The sequence below is a fragment of the Streptomyces sp. DI166 genome (assembly GCF_900091315.1).
Taxonomy (GTDB): domain Bacteria; phylum Actinomycetota; class Actinomycetes; order Streptomycetales; family Streptomycetaceae; genus Streptomyces; species Streptomyces fuscus.
Genome location: NZ_FLSP01000019.1, coordinates 19,049 through 34,949 on the forward strand (window position 1 = coordinate 19,049; position 15,901 = coordinate 34,949).

16 protein-coding genes are annotated in these 15,901 nt (G+C 70.8%); 11 read left to right on the plus strand and 5 right to left on the minus strand.

What is annotated here, in order from left to right:
- Positions 1-184: 184 nt before the first annotated feature.
- From GA0115233_RS12085 to tgmC, 5 genes are all read left to right on the plus strand, one after another.
- Positions 185-574 (plus strand): hypothetical protein, encoded by a 390-nt coding sequence (locus tag GA0115233_RS12085; protein ID WP_093720184.1) that lies wholly within the window; start codon positions 185-187, stop codon positions 572-574.
- Positions 571-780: a hypothetical protein gene (locus tag GA0115233_RS12090; RefSeq protein WP_093720185.1), complete on the plus strand. Its 210-nt coding sequence runs from the start codon at positions 571-573 to the stop codon at positions 778-780. The genes GA0115233_RS12085 and GA0115233_RS12090 overlap by 4 nt, the downstream gene beginning before the upstream one ends.
- Before the next feature lie 319 nt (positions 781-1,099).
- A complete protein-coding gene (gene tgmA, locus GA0115233_RS12095; RefSeq protein ID WP_093720186.1) occupies positions 1,100-1,414 on the plus strand; it encodes a putative ATP-grasp-modified RiPP in 315 nt (104 codons plus the stop codon).
- Entirely contained in the window at positions 1,411-2,364 is a 954-nt protein-coding gene (gene tgmB, locus GA0115233_RS12100) for an ATP-grasp ribosomal peptide maturase (protein WP_176711748.1), read from the plus strand. Before tgmA ends, tgmB begins: the two co-directional genes overlap by 4 nt.
- Entirely contained in the window at positions 2,361-3,494 is a 1,134-nt protein-coding gene (gene tgmC, locus GA0115233_RS12105; RefSeq protein WP_093720187.1) for an ATP-grasp peptide maturase system methyltransferase, read from the plus strand. Before tgmB ends, tgmC begins: the two co-directional genes overlap by 4 nt.
- A 59-nt stretch (positions 3,495-3,553) precedes the next feature.
- On the opposite strand, the gene GA0115233_RS12110 is transcribed toward tgmC, so the two are convergent.
- On the minus strand, positions 3,554-4,402 hold the full coding sequence (locus GA0115233_RS12110) for a 5'-methylthioadenosine/S-adenosylhomocysteine nucleosidase (protein ID WP_093720263.1): 849 nt from the start codon (positions 4,400-4,402) through the stop codon (positions 3,554-3,556).
- Between the two features lie 46 nt (positions 4,403-4,448).
- On the opposite strand from GA0115233_RS12110, the gene GA0115233_RS12115 reads away from it, so the two are divergent.
- On the plus strand, positions 4,449-4,982 hold the full coding sequence (locus GA0115233_RS12115) for a hypothetical protein (RefSeq protein WP_093720188.1): 534 nt from the start codon (positions 4,449-4,451) through the stop codon (positions 4,980-4,982).
- On the opposite strand, the gene GA0115233_RS12120 is transcribed toward GA0115233_RS12115, so the two are convergent.
- A complete protein-coding gene (locus tag GA0115233_RS12120) occupies positions 4,975-5,664 on the minus strand; it encodes a response regulator (RefSeq protein ID WP_093720189.1) in 690 nt (229 codons plus the stop codon). The two genes, GA0115233_RS12115 and GA0115233_RS12120, sit on opposite strands and share 8 nt — an antisense overlap.
- Positions 5,661-7,310 carry an ATP-binding protein gene (locus GA0115233_RS12125; protein WP_093720264.1) on the minus strand — a complete coding sequence of 550 codons (1,650 nt, stop codon included), beginning with the start codon at positions 7,308-7,310 and terminating at the stop codon, positions 5,661-5,663. Before GA0115233_RS12125 ends, GA0115233_RS12120 begins: the two co-directional genes overlap by 4 nt.
- Before the next feature lie 152 nt (positions 7,311-7,462).
- On the opposite strand from GA0115233_RS12125, the gene GA0115233_RS12130 reads away from it, so the two are divergent.
- On the plus strand, positions 7,463-8,878 hold the full coding sequence (locus tag GA0115233_RS12130) for a cation:dicarboxylate symporter family transporter (RefSeq protein WP_093720265.1): 1,416 nt from the start codon (positions 7,463-7,465) through the stop codon (positions 8,876-8,878).
- 112 nt (positions 8,879-8,990) lie between these two features.
- Here the strand turns inward: GA0115233_RS12130 and GA0115233_RS12135 are convergent, their stop codons facing one another.
- Complete coding sequence (locus GA0115233_RS12135) at positions 8,991-9,479, minus strand: MarR family winged helix-turn-helix transcriptional regulator (RefSeq protein ID WP_093720190.1); 489 nt, start codon at positions 9,477-9,479, stop codon at positions 8,991-8,993.
- Between the two features lie 84 nt (positions 9,480-9,563).
- Between GA0115233_RS12135 and GA0115233_RS12140 the strand changes: the two genes are divergently transcribed.
- The gene (locus GA0115233_RS12140; RefSeq protein ID WP_093720191.1) at positions 9,564-10,178 is read left to right on the plus strand and encodes a maleylpyruvate isomerase family mycothiol-dependent enzyme; all 615 of its coding nucleotides are present in this window, start codon (positions 9,564-9,566) and stop codon (positions 10,176-10,178) included.
- Positions 10,179-10,555: 377 nt separating this feature from the next.
- On the plus strand, positions 10,556-11,287 hold the full coding sequence (locus GA0115233_RS12145; protein WP_093720192.1) for a helix-turn-helix transcriptional regulator: 732 nt from the start codon (positions 10,556-10,558) through the stop codon (positions 11,285-11,287).
- Positions 11,288-11,320: 33 nt separating this feature from the next.
- Here GA0115233_RS12145 and GA0115233_RS12150 read toward each other — a convergent pair whose 3' ends face one another.
- Entirely contained in the window at positions 11,321-12,346 is a 1,026-nt protein-coding gene (locus GA0115233_RS12150) for an ATP-dependent 6-phosphofructokinase (protein ID WP_093720193.1), read from the minus strand.
- A gap of 233 nt (positions 12,347-12,579) precedes the next feature.
- On the opposite strand from GA0115233_RS12150, the gene pta reads away from it, so the two are divergent.
- Positions 12,580-14,670 carry a phosphate acetyltransferase gene (gene pta / locus GA0115233_RS12155; RefSeq protein ID WP_093720194.1) on the plus strand — a complete coding sequence of 697 codons (2,091 nt, stop codon included), beginning with the start codon at positions 12,580-12,582 and terminating at the stop codon, positions 14,668-14,670.
- A complete protein-coding gene (locus GA0115233_RS12160) occupies positions 14,667-15,881 on the plus strand; it encodes an acetate kinase (RefSeq protein WP_093720195.1) in 1,215 nt (404 codons plus the stop codon). The genes pta and GA0115233_RS12160 overlap by 4 nt, the downstream gene beginning before the upstream one ends.
- Positions 15,882-15,901: the final 20 nt, after the last annotated feature.

A 15,901-nucleotide genomic window follows, 5' to 3' on the forward strand; every position in this document is an offset into this window, starting at 1 on the left:
TGAGCGCTGCCGCCGCTAGTGTCGCCGTAGGCCCTGCGTCTGGCCAGTCGTCACCCACCAGGAGCAGAAAAAGTCCTCTTTCCGGCAGGGAAGAGACCTGTCCAAGTCCTTGGAAGCGGTCTCTTCAGGGGCCATTCTTGTCGGCACCTGATCACTCCGGGCGCCCGAGGAGCCTCGCTTGTCGATGCAGACCACCCGCTTACCGTCCGCCACCGGCCCTGCCTTGCACGACGCCGGGCACTACTGGGATGCGATCCGCGTGCCTCGCAGCGTCGGTCTCTCCGCCATGGCCATCCTCGGTGCCCGCTGCGGCGCCGTCGTCCAGGACAGGAGCGTCCTCTACTTGTTCGTCCGCGTTGGCACCGCCGCCGAGTGGGATGTGGAGAACACCCGCGCCCTCGGTGCCGGGGCCAGCATCACGATCCCGCCGCCGAGGCGCGCGGAGGGGCCGGGCCCGTACTGGCGGATGTGCCCCGGCGACGGCGGCTGGCTCACTGATCCTGACGTCCTGCGCGCCGCCATCGCGGACGCTTTCGGGCCCCGCCTCGGTGAGGAGCAGGGAGAGACGGCGTGAGGAGCGTGACGGCCCGGCTGGGCCAGGTGCTGACCGGTCGTGCAGGTACGGCGTACCGGCGATTCATGGATCACTGCGCGGCCTGCCGGACGTGCAGGCCCGAGCTGGACTGGATCGGCCGCGCGGTCGGTACGCCGGAACTGTGCCCGGAGGCGGAGACGCTGCGTCAAGAATGGGATGCCGCGCGCAAGGACATGCCTCGGTGAACGCGGCGGAGCGTCGTCGGGTGGCGGAGGCGTCGGCTGGACGGGCAGCACTGCACCCGGCGCACGCGCGCAGACTTGGCCACTCGCTGCCGGCCCCTGTACGACGACTACGAGGCTCGACGTACTCCGGCCGCGTTCACGATTGCTGCGTCAACACGGTCCGCTGCACCGGCCGCTGACCGGTCGCCCTGCCCCGGCGTCAGGGGCCCCACGGCGACCGCAGGGTCAGGGTCGCACCCCTCGAACGCCCGTCCCGCCGGGAGACCGCAAGCTCCCCGGGGGACGGGTCAGCACACAACCGAGGAAGAGAGGAAAGCCCTTGTTCGCTCACTCCGACCGGCTCCCGACCGGGACACCTCTGCCGTCCGACGCGGTCACCCCGCCCCCCTGGGGCGTGCGGCGCATGGCCCCATACCCGACGATGGCGCCGGGCTACGCCCGTGCCGAGATCGAGCCGACCACCCAGACGACGCACTACTTCGACGCGGACGGCCGTGTGCTGGAGATGGGGAAGCACGGCACCAGCACTGGAACGAATCCGGCGACCAACACCGGCAACCCGTCCGATGGCGCTGGCCCCGGCGGTGGTGGCGGCGGCGGTGACCAGGACACCGGGAACGACACCGACCAGTGAGCGATGCCGGTCCGGTGCTGGTCGTCACCAACCTGGACGACCCCACGGCCGACGTGGTGATCACTGAGCTGCACGACCGGGGTGTCCCAGTCGTGCGGTTCGACTCGGGGGATTTCCCCCACGCCCTGTCGGTCGCGGCCACGATCACGTCGAACGGCGTGGAGGGCACGTTGTCCACGCCGTCGCGGACCGCCGACCTGGCACAGGTCCGGTCCCTGTACTACCGGCGGCCTTCCGGCTTCGCCTTCCCGCACCTGGACAAGCAGGACGCACGGTTCGCCCTCACCCAGGCCCGTTACGGGCTCGGCGGCGTACTCGCCTCGCTCCCTGGCTGCCTGTACGTCAACCATCCCCACCGCATCGGGGACGCAGAGTTCAAACCCTCCGGCCTGGCCGCAGCCGCGGCCGTGGGCCTGCGCTTCCCGCCAACGCTCATCACCGCGGACGCGGATGTGGCACGGGCGTTCATCAAGCAGTACGCCCCCGTGATCTACAAGCCGCTGTCGGCGCCGCTGTACCGCATCGACGGCGTGTCCTGCACGGTGGAAGTCGCCGACGTGACGGCTGAGGAAATCGGCGAGACCGCATTGGGCACGGCTCACCTGTTCCAGCGACGGATCGAGAAGACCGCGGACGTCCGGGTGACCGTCATTGGGGACCGGGTGTTCCCCGTTCGCATCGACTCCGGCCTGCTGGACTGGCGCACCGACTACAGCCGCCTGCACTACTCCGTTGTCACCCCGCCGCCCGGCATCGCCGAAGCCCTGCACGCATACCTGGCCCACTTCGGTCTCGTCTTCGGTGCTTTCGACTTCGCCATCGACCGGCAGGGGCAATGGTGGTTCCTGGAGTGCAACCCGTCCGGCCAGTGGTACTGGCTCGAACCCGAGACCGGACTGCCCATGCTCGCCGCCACGGCAGACCTTCTCGAAAGGAAACGCTGCCGATGACCCTCATGGACTCCACAGCCCTGCGCCGGGCGCTGGCCGACCGCCTCGCAGAAGGCGGCTTCCTGCGCACCGCGTCGTGGCGCACGGCTGTCGAAGCCGTGCCTCGCCATGAGTTCCTGCGCAGCGGCTTCTTCGAGCAGGTCGAAGGCTCAGCGCCGACCGCATGGCGGCCGGTCCTGCCCGACAGGGCCGACTGGCTGGAACGCTGCTACGCGGACGAGTCGCTCGTCACCCAGATCGCCGGAACCGTGATGCCCGGTGACATCCTCGGTGAGATTCTGCGCGCCCCCACGTCGTCCAGCACCCTGCCGAGCCTGGTGGTGCGGATGCTGGAGGAACTCCGGGTCGAGGAAGCCAGCCGGGTGCTGGAGATCGGCACGGGCACCGGCTACTCGACCGGGCTGCTGTGCCACCGGCTTGGAGACGAGCTGGTCACATCGGTGGAGGTGGACGTCGAAGTGTCCCGCCGCGCCAGTGTTGCTTTGGGGTCCTGCGGCTACTTTCCCCAGCTGGTCGTCGGTGACGGCCTCGCCGGGCACAAGGACGGTGCACCGTACGACCGGTTGATCGCCACCTGCGGCGTCCTGGAGGTACCGCACGCCTGGATCGAACAGACCGCACCGGGCGGGGTCGTCCTCGCCACGGTGTGCGGATGGCTGTACGCGTCGGAGCTGGCCCGGCTGACCGTCGACGGCGACGGCGTGGCACACGGCGGATTCCTCGGCGGACAGATCTCCTTCATGCTCGCCCGACCACAGCTGCCCCCATCGCTCGGCATGCTCCCCGACCTCGAATCCGGAACCGAGCGGGAGGCCCGGCTCGGCCCGGACGTCCTGGACGACTGGGATGCACGGTTCGTGGCGCAGTTGGCCGCCCCGCGCGCCCAGCACATCAGCCTGGCACTGGCGGGTGCCACTCAGCACGTCCTGGTCGATGTCGAGGCCGGCGCGTGGGCGACTCTCGCCAGGGACGGCGAGCGCTGGGCCGTCCGCCAGGGCGGGCCCGTCCCGCTGTGGGACATGGTCGAGGACCACGTGCTGCGCTGGCGGGCCGACGGTTCTCCCTCCCTGGAGCGCTTCGAGGCCACCGTCACCCCCGAGGCTCAGCGGGTCACTTGGCCGAAGGCCTGACGGCCCGCTGACCGGCCCCGTCTGCCGGTGTCTTCTTGGAGACCAAGCATCCCGGACCCCTACCCGTTCCGCTCGACCCGCTTGCCGACGACGGGGCCGTTGAAGACGCCGCCCCGGAAATCGATGTGGTCGCCGCCGTAGCGAGCGCCCTCCCGGTCGGTGGAGGCAGCGGCGGAACTGCCTCGCGGCCGGTGCTTGCGCAGCACCGCCACCGCGACCTCCGCCGCACGCGCCGCCGCCCGCTCCTGCGAACCGCCCTTGTCCGCGGCGGACTTGTCGGGATCGGCCGCGTCGCTGATGCCACGGATCACCAACGCGTCCACCTGCCCGCTGACGTGCGCCGCGTGGACCGCGCCCGCGCCCTCCATCTCGATGGCGTTGGAGTCGTTGTAGTGGCGGCGGACGAACTCGGCGAAGGCCGACTCCTGGTCCGTCAGGACGACGTCACCGCAGGCGATCGGCTTCAGATGGCCCCGTACGCCGTCCAGCCCGCGCAGCGCCGAGCGCGCGGCCTGCACCAGGCGGTTCGAGCCGTGCCACACCTCCGGGCGGGCGTGGAAGCCGTCCGGGGTCACCTTGCCGCCCTGCACGGCGTACACCTTCGTGCCGATCACCACGTCGCCGATGGCCACGTCCTCCTTCAGCGAGCCCGCGACCCCCACGAACAGCACCGCCTCCGGGCGCAGCCAGCCCAGGATCTGCGTGGTCAGCGCGGCCGCGTTCATCGAGCCCTCGCCCAACTCGGCGACCGCCAGCCGCCAGTCGGTGCCCGCGAGCCGCCCGCACTCCACGCGGGTGCCGTCGTCGTGGACCAACTCCTCGGATCCGTCGCCGAGATGGGCCCGCACGGCGTCGTACTCGACGGGCAGTGCGGTCAGGACGACGACGAGGGGTGAAGTCTGCGGCACGCGTTTAAGGTACTGCCAGGAACCGTCACCGGGGGAGGAAAAGTACATGGCGGAGCCGGATGTGACGATTGGTCAGCTGCTCCTCGCCGAGTACCAGACCGTCAAGGACGAGCAGAAGACCCGGATCGGGTTCCGAGACAATCTCCTCTACGTCACGCTCACCGTCGTCGCCGCCGTGATCGCGGCCTCGGCGCAGGCCGGGCAGTCCGCGATGCTGCTCGCCGTCCCGCCGGTGTGTGTGGTCCTCGGCTGGACCTACCTGGTCAACGACGAGAAGATCTCCGCGATCGGGAAGTACGTCCGTGAGGACCTGGGGCCCCGGCTGACCCAGCTCTCCGGGGCCGAGGGCGCTTTCCGCTGGGAGACCGCGCATCGCACCGACGCGCGGCGGCAGTCCCGGAAGATCGTGCAGTGCGCTGTCGACCTGCTCGCCTTCTGCGTCGTCCCGCTCGCCGGACTCGCCGTCTACTGGGGCGCCGGGCAGACCTCCGCGGGGCTGGTCGTCGTGTCGGTGTTCGAGGCGCTGGCGCTGCTCGGGCTCGGCGCCCAGGTCGTCCGCTACGCGCTGCCGTTCAGCTAGGGCCCGTCACCCATCGGTACTGGAGCTCCGGCCGCCCCACCGTCCCGTACTGGGGGCTGCGGGCCGCGCGGCCCGCGTCCACCAGGTGCTCCAGGTAGCGGCGGGCCGTGATGCGGGAGATGCCCACCGCCTCCGCGACGCCGGTCGCCGTCAGGCCCTCCGCGGAGTCCCGCAGTGCCACCGTGACCCGCTCCAGGGTGGGGGCGCTCAGGCCTTTCGGGAGGGCGGCCGGGCTGGGGGCGCGCAGGGTCGCCAGAGCGCGGTCGACCTCGTCCTGGCCGCTGGCCTCGCCCGCCGCCGCGTGGAACTCGGCGTACCGGACGAGACGGTCACGCAGGGTCGCGAAGGTGAACGGCTTGAGGACGTACTGGACCACACCCAGCGAGACCCCCTCCCGGACCACCGCCAAATCGCGTGCCGAGGTCACCGCTATCACGTCCGTGTGGTGTCCCAACGCCCTGAGCGAGCGGGCGAGTTGGAGGCCGTGTACGTCGGGGAGGTGGAGGTCGAGCAGGAGCAGGTCCACCGGGGTGCGGTCCAGCGCCCGGCGGGCCTCCGCGCCCGTGTGCACCTTGCCGACCGCGACGAATCCGGGGACCCGGTTGACGTACATGACGTGGGCATCGGCGGCGACCGGGTCGTCCTCCACAACCAGGACCCGGATCGGTGTGTCGGTGCTCATACGTCGCCTCCAGAGACTGCGCCCCCAGAAACTACGCCCTCACCGGCCGGTACGGCGCCCAGGGGCAGCCGCACTTCGAACTCGGCCCCGCCCCCGGCGGCGTCGGTCACCGTCAGGGTGCCCTCGTGGCGTCCCACCGCCTGCCGGACCAGTGCGAGCCCGAGGCCCCGGCCGCCGGGACCCGCGGCGGGCTTGGTGGAGAAGCCCCGCTCGAAGACCGCCTCGGCGTGCTCCGGGTCCACCCCGGCGCCGGTGTCCGAGACTTTCAGCACCAGCTCGGACCCTTCCGTGTACGCGGTCACCGTGACCCGCGCCCGGATGCTGCCCTGCGCCGCGTCCACCGCGTTGTCGATCAGGTTCCCGAGGATGGTCACCAGGTCCCGGGCGGGCAGCGACACCGGCAGCAGCCCGTCGTCGAGGCGGCTGTCCGCGGACACCACCAGCTCCACGCCCCGCTCGTTGGCCTGCGCCGTCTTGCCCAGCAGCAGCGCCGCCAGCACCGGTTCGCTGACCGCCGCCACGACCTGGTCGGTCAGCGCCTGGGCCAGCTCCAGTTCGGCGGTGGCGAACTCCACGGCCTCCTCGGCGCGCCCCAGCTCGATCAGCGAGACCACGGTGTGCAGCCGGTTGGCGGCCTCGTGCGCCTGGGAGCGCAGCGCCTGGGTGAAGCCGCGCTCGGAGTCCAGTTCGCCCATCAGGGACTGGAGTTCCGTCACATCGCGCAGGGTGACCACGGCGCCGCGGCGCTCGCCGCCGGAGACCGGCGAGGTGTTCACCACCAGCACCCGGTCCGCCGTCAGATGCACCTCGTCCACCCTCGGCTCCGAGGACAGCAGCGCGCCGGTGAGCGACGGCGGCAGCCCGAGCTCGGCGACCGAGGTGCCGACCGCCTCCTCGGAGACGCCGAGCAGTTCCCGGCCGCCATCGTTGATCAGCGCCACCCGGAACTGCCCGTCCAGCATGAGCAGTCCCTCGCGCACCGCGTGCAGCGCGGCCTGGTGGTAGTCGTGCATCCGGCTCAGCTCGGCCGCGTTCATGCCGTGGGTGTGCCGCCGCAGCCGGGCGTTGATCACGTACGTGCCCACGGCGCCCAGCGCCAGCGCGCCGCCCGCGACCCCGAGCAGTGCGGCCAGCTCGTCCCGCACCCGCTTGCTGATCTCCTCCACTTTGATGCCCGCGCTGACCAGGCCGACGATCCGCCCGCCGTCCCAGATCGGGGTGACGGCGCGGACGGACGGGCCGAGGGTGCCGGTGTAGGTCTCGGTGAAGGAGCGGCCCTGAAGGGCGGGGTCGATATGGCCGATGAACCGCTGGCCGATCTCGTCGGGGTTCGGGTGGGTCCAGCGGATGCCCCGCGGGTTCATGATCGTGACGAAGTCGACCCCGGTGTCCTGCTGCACATGCACGGCGTACGGCTGGAGCGAGGAGGACGGGTTGTCGGTGCGGATGGCCTGCCGTACGGAGGGCGAGTCGGCTATCGAGCGGGCCACGGCCAGTGCCTGGCGGCCCGCCGCCTCCTCGGCCTGGTTCTGGTCGCTGACGTAGCTGAACAGCGCGTATCCGGTCACGAGCACCGCGATCAGCACGGCCTGCATGGCGAACAGCTGGCCGGCCAGGCTGCGGGGGCGGGGGACGGGGATGCGCATGTCGTCAGTGTGCATCGGGACGTATGCGCATGTCGTCGGTGGGTGTCCCGACGTAAGCGCGAACTAAATGAACGTAAGGGTGACCGCCCTCACACGCCGGGAGATAGTCACGGCATTCCTCAAAACCCCCGGGCGTGAGCCGCACGCCGGTGATGCCGACGACGACGTCAAGGAGGGCGACCGTGGCCGCCAGTACCCCCAGGACGGCACCCGCTGCCAAACGGGACCGCACGCACTATCTGTACATCGCGGTGATCGTCGCGGTCGCCCTCGGCATCGCCGTCGGGCTGATCGCGCCGGACTTCGCGGTGGAGCTGAAGCCGATCGGTACGGGCTTCGTGAACCTGATCAAGATGATGATCTCGCCGATCATCTTCTGCACGATCGTGCTGGGCATCGGCTCGGTGCGAAAAGCCGCCAAGGTGGGCGCCGTCGGCGGTATCGCGCTGGGTTACTTCCTGGTCATGTCGCTGGTGGCCCTCGGTATCGGCCTGGTCGTCGGCAACATCCTGGACCCGGGCTCCAGCCTCGCGGTGACCGACGCCGTCAAGGAGGTCGGACAGGCCCAGGTCGACGCGGAGGCCAAGGACACCACCGAGTTCCTGCTCGGCATCATCCCGACCACGATCGTGTCCGCGTTCACCGCGGGCGAGGTGCTCCAGACCCTGCTCATCGCCCTGCTCGCCGGGTTCGCACTGCAGGCCATGGGCAGCGCCGGGCAGCCGATCCTGCGCGGTGTCGAGCACATCCAGCGCCTTGTCTTCCGCATCCTCGCCATGGTGATGTGGGCCGCCCCGATCGGCGCCTTCGGTGCCATCGCCGCGGTCACCGGCTCGGCCGGCGTGGACGCCCTGAAGAGCCTCGCGGTACTGATGCTCGGCTTCTACACCACCTGTGTGCTGTTCGTGTTCATCGTGCTCGGCGTCCTGCTGCGGGTGGTCGCGGGCCTGAACATCTTCACGCTCTTCAAGTACCTGGGCCGGGAGTTCCTGCTGATCCTGTCCACCTCCTCCTCCGAGTCCGCGCTGCCGCGGCTCATCGCGAAGATGGAGCACCTGGGCGTCAGCAAGCCCGTCGTCGGCATCACGGTCCCGACCGGCTACTCCTTCAACCTCGACGGCACCATGATCTACATGACCATGGCGTCCCTGTTCATCGCCGACGCCATGGGTACGCCGATGTCGATCGGCGAGCAGATCCCGCTGCTGCTGTTCCTGCTGGTCGCCTCGAAGGGCGCGGCGGGTGTCACCGGCGCCGGGCTCGCCACCCTGGCGGGCGGTCTGCAGTCCCACAAGCCCGCGCTGGTGGACGGTATCGGCCTGATCGTCGGCATCGACCGGTTCATGAGCGAGGCCCGCGCCCTGACGAACTTCGCGGGCAACGCGGTGGCCACGGTGCTGATCGGCACCTGGACCAAGGAGATCGACCGCGGCCGGGTCGACCAGGTGCTCGCCGGACACCTGCCCTTCGACGAGAAGACGCTCCTCGACGACGGGCACGAATCCGAGGAGGCGGCCCCGGCGGAGGTGCCGGAGCAGGGCGGCGAGAAGGAACTCGCCAAGGCGTAGGCCAAGGGCGCCGAGGACAAAGACGGTCCGAGGCACAGACCGGACAAGATCCAGGACCCGGCGGGTCCCGGTCCTGACCACCAGGACCCGCCTCCCCGAAAGCCCCGAGCGGTTAGGCGCTTCCCCCGCCTGCCTGACCGCTCGGGGTTTCCTGTTGTCCGGGGCCCCAGGGGTCGGTGATCTCCCGGAGCAGGGTGAGCGCCTCGCGGAGCTGCTTCATCCGCCGCCTGCCCAGGTGCTCCTCCCACTCCCGCTCCACCTCGGCGACCACGGAGTCGGCGACCTCCTTCGCCGCCAGCGCCTTGTCCGCGAGGCACACCAGCCGGGCCCGCCCGTCGGTGGGGTCCGGCTCGCGCCGTACGTACCCGGCCCTCTCCAGCTGGTCGACCAGGAAACCGGCCGTCTGCTTGGTGATCTGCGCCTGCTCGGCCAGCTCGGTGAGCCGGGTGCCCTCGGGTCCGACGCGCTGCATGACCCGGGCCTGGGCCGGGGTGAAGTCGTCGAATCCGGCCTCGGCGAGGGCGGCGAAGACCCGGTCCTCCAGGGCCCGGTAGGGCAGGAACAGCAGAACGCCGGTGCTCGGCTCGCTCTCGACGACCACGGACGACGCCCCCTCGAACGCACCTTGACATTGGTCAGTCTCTCTGACTAATTTGGTCAGAGAAGCTTACCACTTGAGTGGGTGGTGATTCCTGTGACCGTCGTCCTGGGCACGGACGAGCGCTGGCGGATCGTCGACGAGCAGCGCCGGACGCTCGCCGACCTCCTGGACGGGCTCACCCCGCCCGAGTGGGAGACCCCGACCGCCTGCGGCGACTGGCGGGTACGGGATGTCGCGGCCCATCTGACCCTGGCGCCGCGCTTCTCCTACGGCGACCTGGTGCGCGACATGGTGCGCGCCCGGGGGAACATGGACCGCCTGATCCACGACACCGCGGTGCGCGCGGCGGCGAAACCGACCGAAGAGATCGTCGCCGATCTGCGCGGCATCGTCGGCTCCCGCCGGCTGGCCCCCATGACCACACCCCGGGAGCCCCTGCTGGACATTCTGGTCCACGGCCAGGACATCGCCCTGCCCCTCGGCCGCCACCGCGAGATGCCCCCGGCTGCGGCCCGCGACGCGGCCGACCGCGTCTGGACCATGCGCTTCCCGCCCCGCCCCTGGCCCCTGCCCCGGAAGAAGCTGGTGGCGACAGACATCGAGTGGACCCGGGGCGAGGGCGAGGAGATCCGCGCCCCCATCGCCGATCTGCTGATGCTGCTGACAGGTCGGGAGCGGGCGGCGCGGGCCCGGAAGTAGGCCACTGCGGGACGGCGGACCGCACGGTTTGCGCCGCGCCGTCCACGCCGATCCGCGCACCGCCTACGGCGCACTCGTCTTCGACGTCCGATCACCCGGACGAAGCACCAACCGCCCCGACGGAACCGGTCATGGGCAAGCACCGGAGGTCCGGCGCCCGCAAGCATCCGCGAATATGCCCACTGAGCTTGCCGTTCGACCCCGCGCCCCAGCCTCGCGCCCCCGCGCGAACGCCCCGGCGCGCAGAGCACTCGCATGCGCCCCCAACCCCACCGGCGATCTTCGGCCACGCCTCCCGAACGGCCGGAACCGTACGTTCCTACAATCCGTGATCCTGGCCGAACAGACCGTAGTCACCACTCCCGCGCGCCCCTAGCTTGAGGCAAGTGCGCCGACCCCCTGCTCAGCCGAACCGCCCCAGCCCGCCGACTCCCCCGTTCAACGCCCCCGCCGTCCGCCGCCTGCGCGCCGCCCTCAGCATGGGCCCCGAGCACGTCGCCTACGGCATGCGGGTCTCCTACGGCCTGCCCTACGTCACCCCGGACCTCGTCACCGCCTGGGAACGCGGGGTCGCCGTCCCCAGCAACCCCGAACTCACCGCTCTCGCCGGCGTGTTGTGGTGCTCGCCCGGTGAACTCCTCGGCCGGCCCAGGACCCTGCGCGAGCACCGCATGGCCCGCGGGCTGGCGCCGGAGGATGTCGCGCGTGCCGTGGGGCACGAGTTGCAGGCGTACCTGCGGATGGAGGAGGGCGACGACTGGCGCGGCACCGAGCGGCAGTCCGCCGCCCTCGCCGAACTGCTCGGACTGCGGCTGCCCGACCTGGTCACCGTCACCGGGCGGGACGCCAGGCTCGCCGATCTGCTGCGCAGCGCGGTGACGACGCGCTGGCAGGCGTACGCGCGCCCGGTCGGCAAGCTGGTGCCGCTGGACCGGCGGCTGGTGGAGGACGCGCTGCAGGAACTGCACCGGGAGTACCACGGCCAGATGGTGGCCACCCTCAGCTGGGGCAGCGAGGGCGGCACCAGCGCGGCGGGCCGGGAGTTCCTGGACCGGATCGTCGACCACTTCTGGACCAGGGTCAGCGACCGGGCGCCGGGGGCGATCTGAACCGCCCCCGGTACATACGGCGATACAGGCGGTCTAGAAGACCGACTCCGCCTCGTCCATCCGGTCCTTCGGGACCGTCTTCAGCTCGGTGACCGCCTCCGCCAGCGGCACCATCACGATGTCCGTGCCGCGCAGGGCGGTCATCTTGCCGAACTCGCCCCGGTGCGCGGCCTCCACGGCGTGCCAGCCGAAGCGGGTGGCGAGGACACGGTCGTACGCGGTCGGCACACCGCCGCGCTGGACGTGGCCGAGGATGACCGGCTTGGCCTCCTTGCCGAGCCGCCGCTCCAGCTCGTACGCCAGGGCCGTACCGATGCCCTGGAAGCGCTCGTGGCCGAACTTGTCGATCTCGCCCTTGCCGTAGTCCATGGTGCCGTCGGCCGGGTGGGCGCCCTCGGCGACGCAGATCACGGCGAACTTCTTGCCGCGCGCGAAGCGCTCCTCGACCATCTTCACCAGGTCGGCCGGGTCGAACGGACGCTCGGGCAGACAGATGCCGTGGGCGCCGGCCGCCATGCCGGACTCCAGGGCGATCCAGCCCGCGTGACGGCCCATGACCTCGACGACCATCACCCGCTGGTGGGACTCGGCGGTGGTCTTCAGGCGGTCCATCGCCTCGGTGGCGACACCGACCGCGGTGTCGAAGCCGAAGGTGCGGTCGGTGGAGGAGATGTCGTTGTCGATGGTCTTCGGGACGCCGACCACGGGCAGACCGGCGTCGGACAGCATCCGGGCCGCCGTCAGCGTGCCCTCGCCGCCGATCGGGATCAGCGCGTCGATACCGAAGTCGCGGATCATGTCGGAGGCGTTCTCGCAGGCCTCGCGAAGCCGGTCGCGCTCCAGCCGGGAGGAGCCCAGGATGGTCCCGCCGCGGGCCAGGATGCCGCTGACGGCGTTGAGGTCCAGCGAGCGGTAGTGGCCGTCCAGGAGGCCGGAGTAGCCGTCCTCGAAGCCGATGACCTCGTCGCCGTACGTCGTGACGGCCCGGTGCACGACCGACCGGATCACTGCGTTCAGGCCGGGGCAGTCGCCGCCTGCGGTGAGAACTCCGATACGCATCGTGCTGTGTCTCCTGCTCGCTGTTGATACCACCGGTGAGCCAGTCCGATTGTTTCACGTCCGGGAGGGCGATGCCGCACCCTCGGACTGACGGGCGCCTTAGCTACCGGCGGAGGTATTGTCAAGAGGGTTCTGCTCACCTCGGTGGGCGATTTTTATGACACCCGACGGTGCATGCCACCCGACGGTGCAGGCCACCCGGCTTCGGTCGTTGGACGAAGGGGAGAGCACGCGTGACGCGCAGCGTGTACGTGACGGGGATCGACCGCGGGGACGGTCGCCAGGTCGTCGAACTGGGGGTGATGGAGCTCCTGACCCGCCAGGTCGACCGGGTGGGCGTCTTCCGTCCCCTGGTGCACGAAGGGCCGGACCGTCTCTTCGACCTGCTGCGGTCCCGCTACCGGCTGACCCAGGACCCGGCGACGGTCTACGGCCTCGACTACCACGCGGCCTCCGCCCTCCAGGCCGAGCAGGGCACCGACGAACTGGTCTCCACCCTCGTCGACCGCTTCCACCGGGTGGCCCGGGACTACGACGTGGTCCTCGTCCTCGGCACGGACTACGCCGACACCCAGTTCCCGGAGGAGCTGTCCCTCAACGCCCGCCTGGCCAACGAGTTCGGCGCCTCCGTCATACCCGTCGTCGGCGGCCGCAGGCAGACCGCCGAATCGGTGCTGGCCGAGACCCGCAACGCCTACCGCGCCTACGACGGCCTCGGCTGCGACGTGCTCGCCATGGTGACCAACCGGGTGGCCCGGGAGGACCGGGACGCGATCGCCGAGCGGCTCTCCGGCCGGCTGCCGGTCCCCTGTTACGTGCTGCCCGACGAACCCGCGCTGGCCGCGCCGACGGTCGCGCAGGTCGCCACCGCCCTCGACGCGAAGGTGGTGCTCGGCGACGACTCGGGGCTGGCCCGGGACGCGCTGGACTTCGTCTTCGGCGGAGCGATGCTGCCGAACTTCCTCAGCGCCCTGACCCCGGGCTGTCTGGTCGTCACCCCAGGGGACCGGGCCGACCTGGTGGTCGGCGCGCTCGCCGCGCACAGCGCCGGGACCCCGCCGATCGCCGGGGTGCTGCTCACCCTGAACGAGGTGCCGGGCGAGGACATCCTCACCCTGGCCGGCCGCCTCGCCCCCGGCACCCCGGTGCTCTCGGTGCCCGGCAACAGCTTCCCCACCGCCGAGCAGCTGTTCTCCCTGGAGGGCAAGCTGAACGCGGCCACCCCGCGCAAGGCGGAGACCGCGCTCGGCCTGTTCGAGCGGTACGTCGACACCGGGGACCTGATCAAGCGGGTGAGCGCGCCGAGCAGCGACCGGATCACCCCGATGATGTTCGAGCACAAGCTGCTCGAGCAGGCCCGCTCCGACCTCAGGCGCGTGGTGCTCCCCGAGGGCACCGAGCCGCGGGTGCTGCACGCCGCCGAGGTGCTGCTGCGCCGCGGGGTGTGCGAACTGACCCTGCTCGGCCCGGTGGACCAGATCCGCAAGAAGGCCGCCGACCTCGGCATCGACCTCGGCGACTCCCAGCTGATCGACCCGGCCACCAGCGAACTGCGCGACTCCTTCGCCGAGAAGTACGCCGCCCTGCGCGCCCACCGGGGCGTGACGGTGGAGCTGGCGTACGACGTGGTCTCGGACGTGAACTACTTCGGCACGCTGATGGTCGAGGAGGGTCTCGCCGACGGCATGGTGTCGGGCGCGGTGCACTCCACCGCGGCCACCATCCGCCCCGGCTTCGAGATCATCAAGACCAAGCCGGGAGCCTCCATCGTCAGCAGCGTCTTCTTCATGTGCCTCGCCGACCGGGTGCTCGTCTACGGCGACTGCGCGGTCAACCCCGACCCGGACGCCGAGCAACTGGCGGACATCGCCGTCCAGTCGGCGACGACGGCCGCGCAGTTCGGCGTGGAGCCGCGGATCGCGATGCTGTCGTACTCCACCGGTACCTCCGGTACGGGCGCCGACGTGGACAAGGTGCGCGAGGCGACGGAGCTGGTGCGGCTGCGCAGGCCCGACCTGAAGATCGAGGGCCCGATCCAGTACGACGCCGCGGTGGAGCCGTCGGTGGCCGCGACCAAGCTGCCCGGTTCCGAGGTCGCGGGGCAGGCGACGGTGCTGATCTTCCCGGACCTGAACACCGGCAACAACACCTACAAGGCCGTGCAGCGCTCGGCCGGCGCCATCGCCGTCGGCCCGGTGCTGCAGGGTCTGCGCAAGCCCGTCAACGACCTGTCCCGCGGCGCGCTGGTGCAGGACATCGTCAACACCGTCGCCATCACGGCGATCCAGGCCCAGTCCCCCGTCGAGAAGGCGTCCCAGCTGTGACCTCGTCCCGTGTCCTCGTCCTGAACTCCGGCTCCTCGTCGGTGAAGTACCAGCTGCTCGACATGAGCGACAGCCGGCGGCTCGCGCAGGGCCTCGTCGAGCGGATCGGCGAGGAGACCTCGCGTGTGAAGCACAGCCCGGCCGACGGGGAGACCCGGGAGTGGTCCGGGGCGATATCCGATCACGACGCCGCGCTGAAGGCGGTGGCCCAGGAGCTGTCCCGGGACGGGCTGGGCCTGGACTCCCCGGAGCTCGCCGCGATCGGGCACCGGGTGGTGCACGGCGGCAAGCACTTCACCGAGCCGACGGTCATCGACGACACCGTGCTCGCCGAGATCGAACGGCTGATCCCGGTCGCCCCGCTGCACAACCCGGCGAACCTCACCGGCATCCGCACCGCGCAGGCGCTGCGCCCGGACCTGCCGCAGGTCGCCGTTTTCGACACCGCCTTCCACACCACGATGCCGGAGTCTGCGGCCCGCTACGCGATCGACGTGGAGACGGCCGACGCGCACCGCATCCGCCGCTACGGCTTCCATGGCACCTCGCACGCCTACGTCTCCCGCGCCACGGCGAAGCTGCTGGGGAAGGCGCCGGAGGAGGTGAACGTGATCGTGCTGCACCTCGGCAACGGCGCCTCGGCCTCGGCGGTGCGCGGCGGGCGGTGCGTGGACACGTCCATGGGGCTGACCCCGCTGGAGGGGCTGGTGATGGGGACCCGTTCCGGGGACCTGGACCCGGCGGTGATCTTCCACTTGATGCGGGTCGGGGGAATGTCCGCCGACGAGATCGACAATCTGCTCAACAAGAAGAGCGGGCTGATCGGGCTGTGCGGGGACAACGACATGCGGGAGATCCGGCGCCGGATCGAGGAGGGTGACGAATCGGCGCAACTCGCCTTCGACATATACATTCACCGGTTGAGGAAGTACATCGGCGCCTATTACGCGGTGCTCGGCCGGGTGGACGCGGTGGCCTTCACAGCGGGAGTCGGGGAAAACGCGAGCGCGGTGCGGGAAGCTGCCGTGGCCGGCCTGGCGGAGCTGGGCCTCGCGGTGGACGACGAGCTGAACGCCGTACGGAGCGACGAGCCGCGGCTGATCTCGCCGCCGTCCGCGAGGGTGGCCGTGGCGGTGGTACCGACCGACGAGGAACTGGAGATCGCGACGCAGACGTACGCGCTGGTAAAGGGCTCGGACATTCTCACCTGAGCGGCATCCCGCCCTTTTGT

Bases quoted from the DNA above. Each gene is read 5' to 3' on its own strand.
- GA0115233_RS12130 (WP_093720265.1), top strand. From the start codon at position 7,463: ATGCCGACGACGACGTCAAGGAGGGCGACCGTGGCCGCCAGTACCCCC.
- GA0115233_RS12150 (WP_093720193.1), bottom strand. From the start codon at position 12,346: ATGCGTATCGGAGTTCTCACCGCAGGCGGCGACTGCCCCGGCCTGAAC.
- tgmC (WP_093720187.1), top strand. From the start codon at position 2,361: ATGACCCTCATGGACTCCACAGCCCTGCGCCGGGCGCTGGCCGACCGC.
- GA0115233_RS12115 (WP_093720188.1), top strand. From the start codon at position 4,449: ATGGCGGAGCCGGATGTGACGATTGGTCAGCTGCTCCTCGCCGAGTAC.
- GA0115233_RS12120 (WP_093720189.1), bottom strand. From the start codon at position 5,664: ATGAGCACCGACACACCGATCCGGGTCCTGGTTGTGGAGGACGACCCG.
- GA0115233_RS12085 (WP_093720184.1), top strand. From the start codon at position 185: ATGCAGACCACCCGCTTACCGTCCGCCACCGGCCCTGCCTTGCACGAC.
- GA0115233_RS12125 (WP_093720264.1), bottom strand. From the start codon at position 7,310: ATGCGCATCCCCGTCCCCCGCCCCCGCAGCCTGGCCGGCCAGCTGTTC.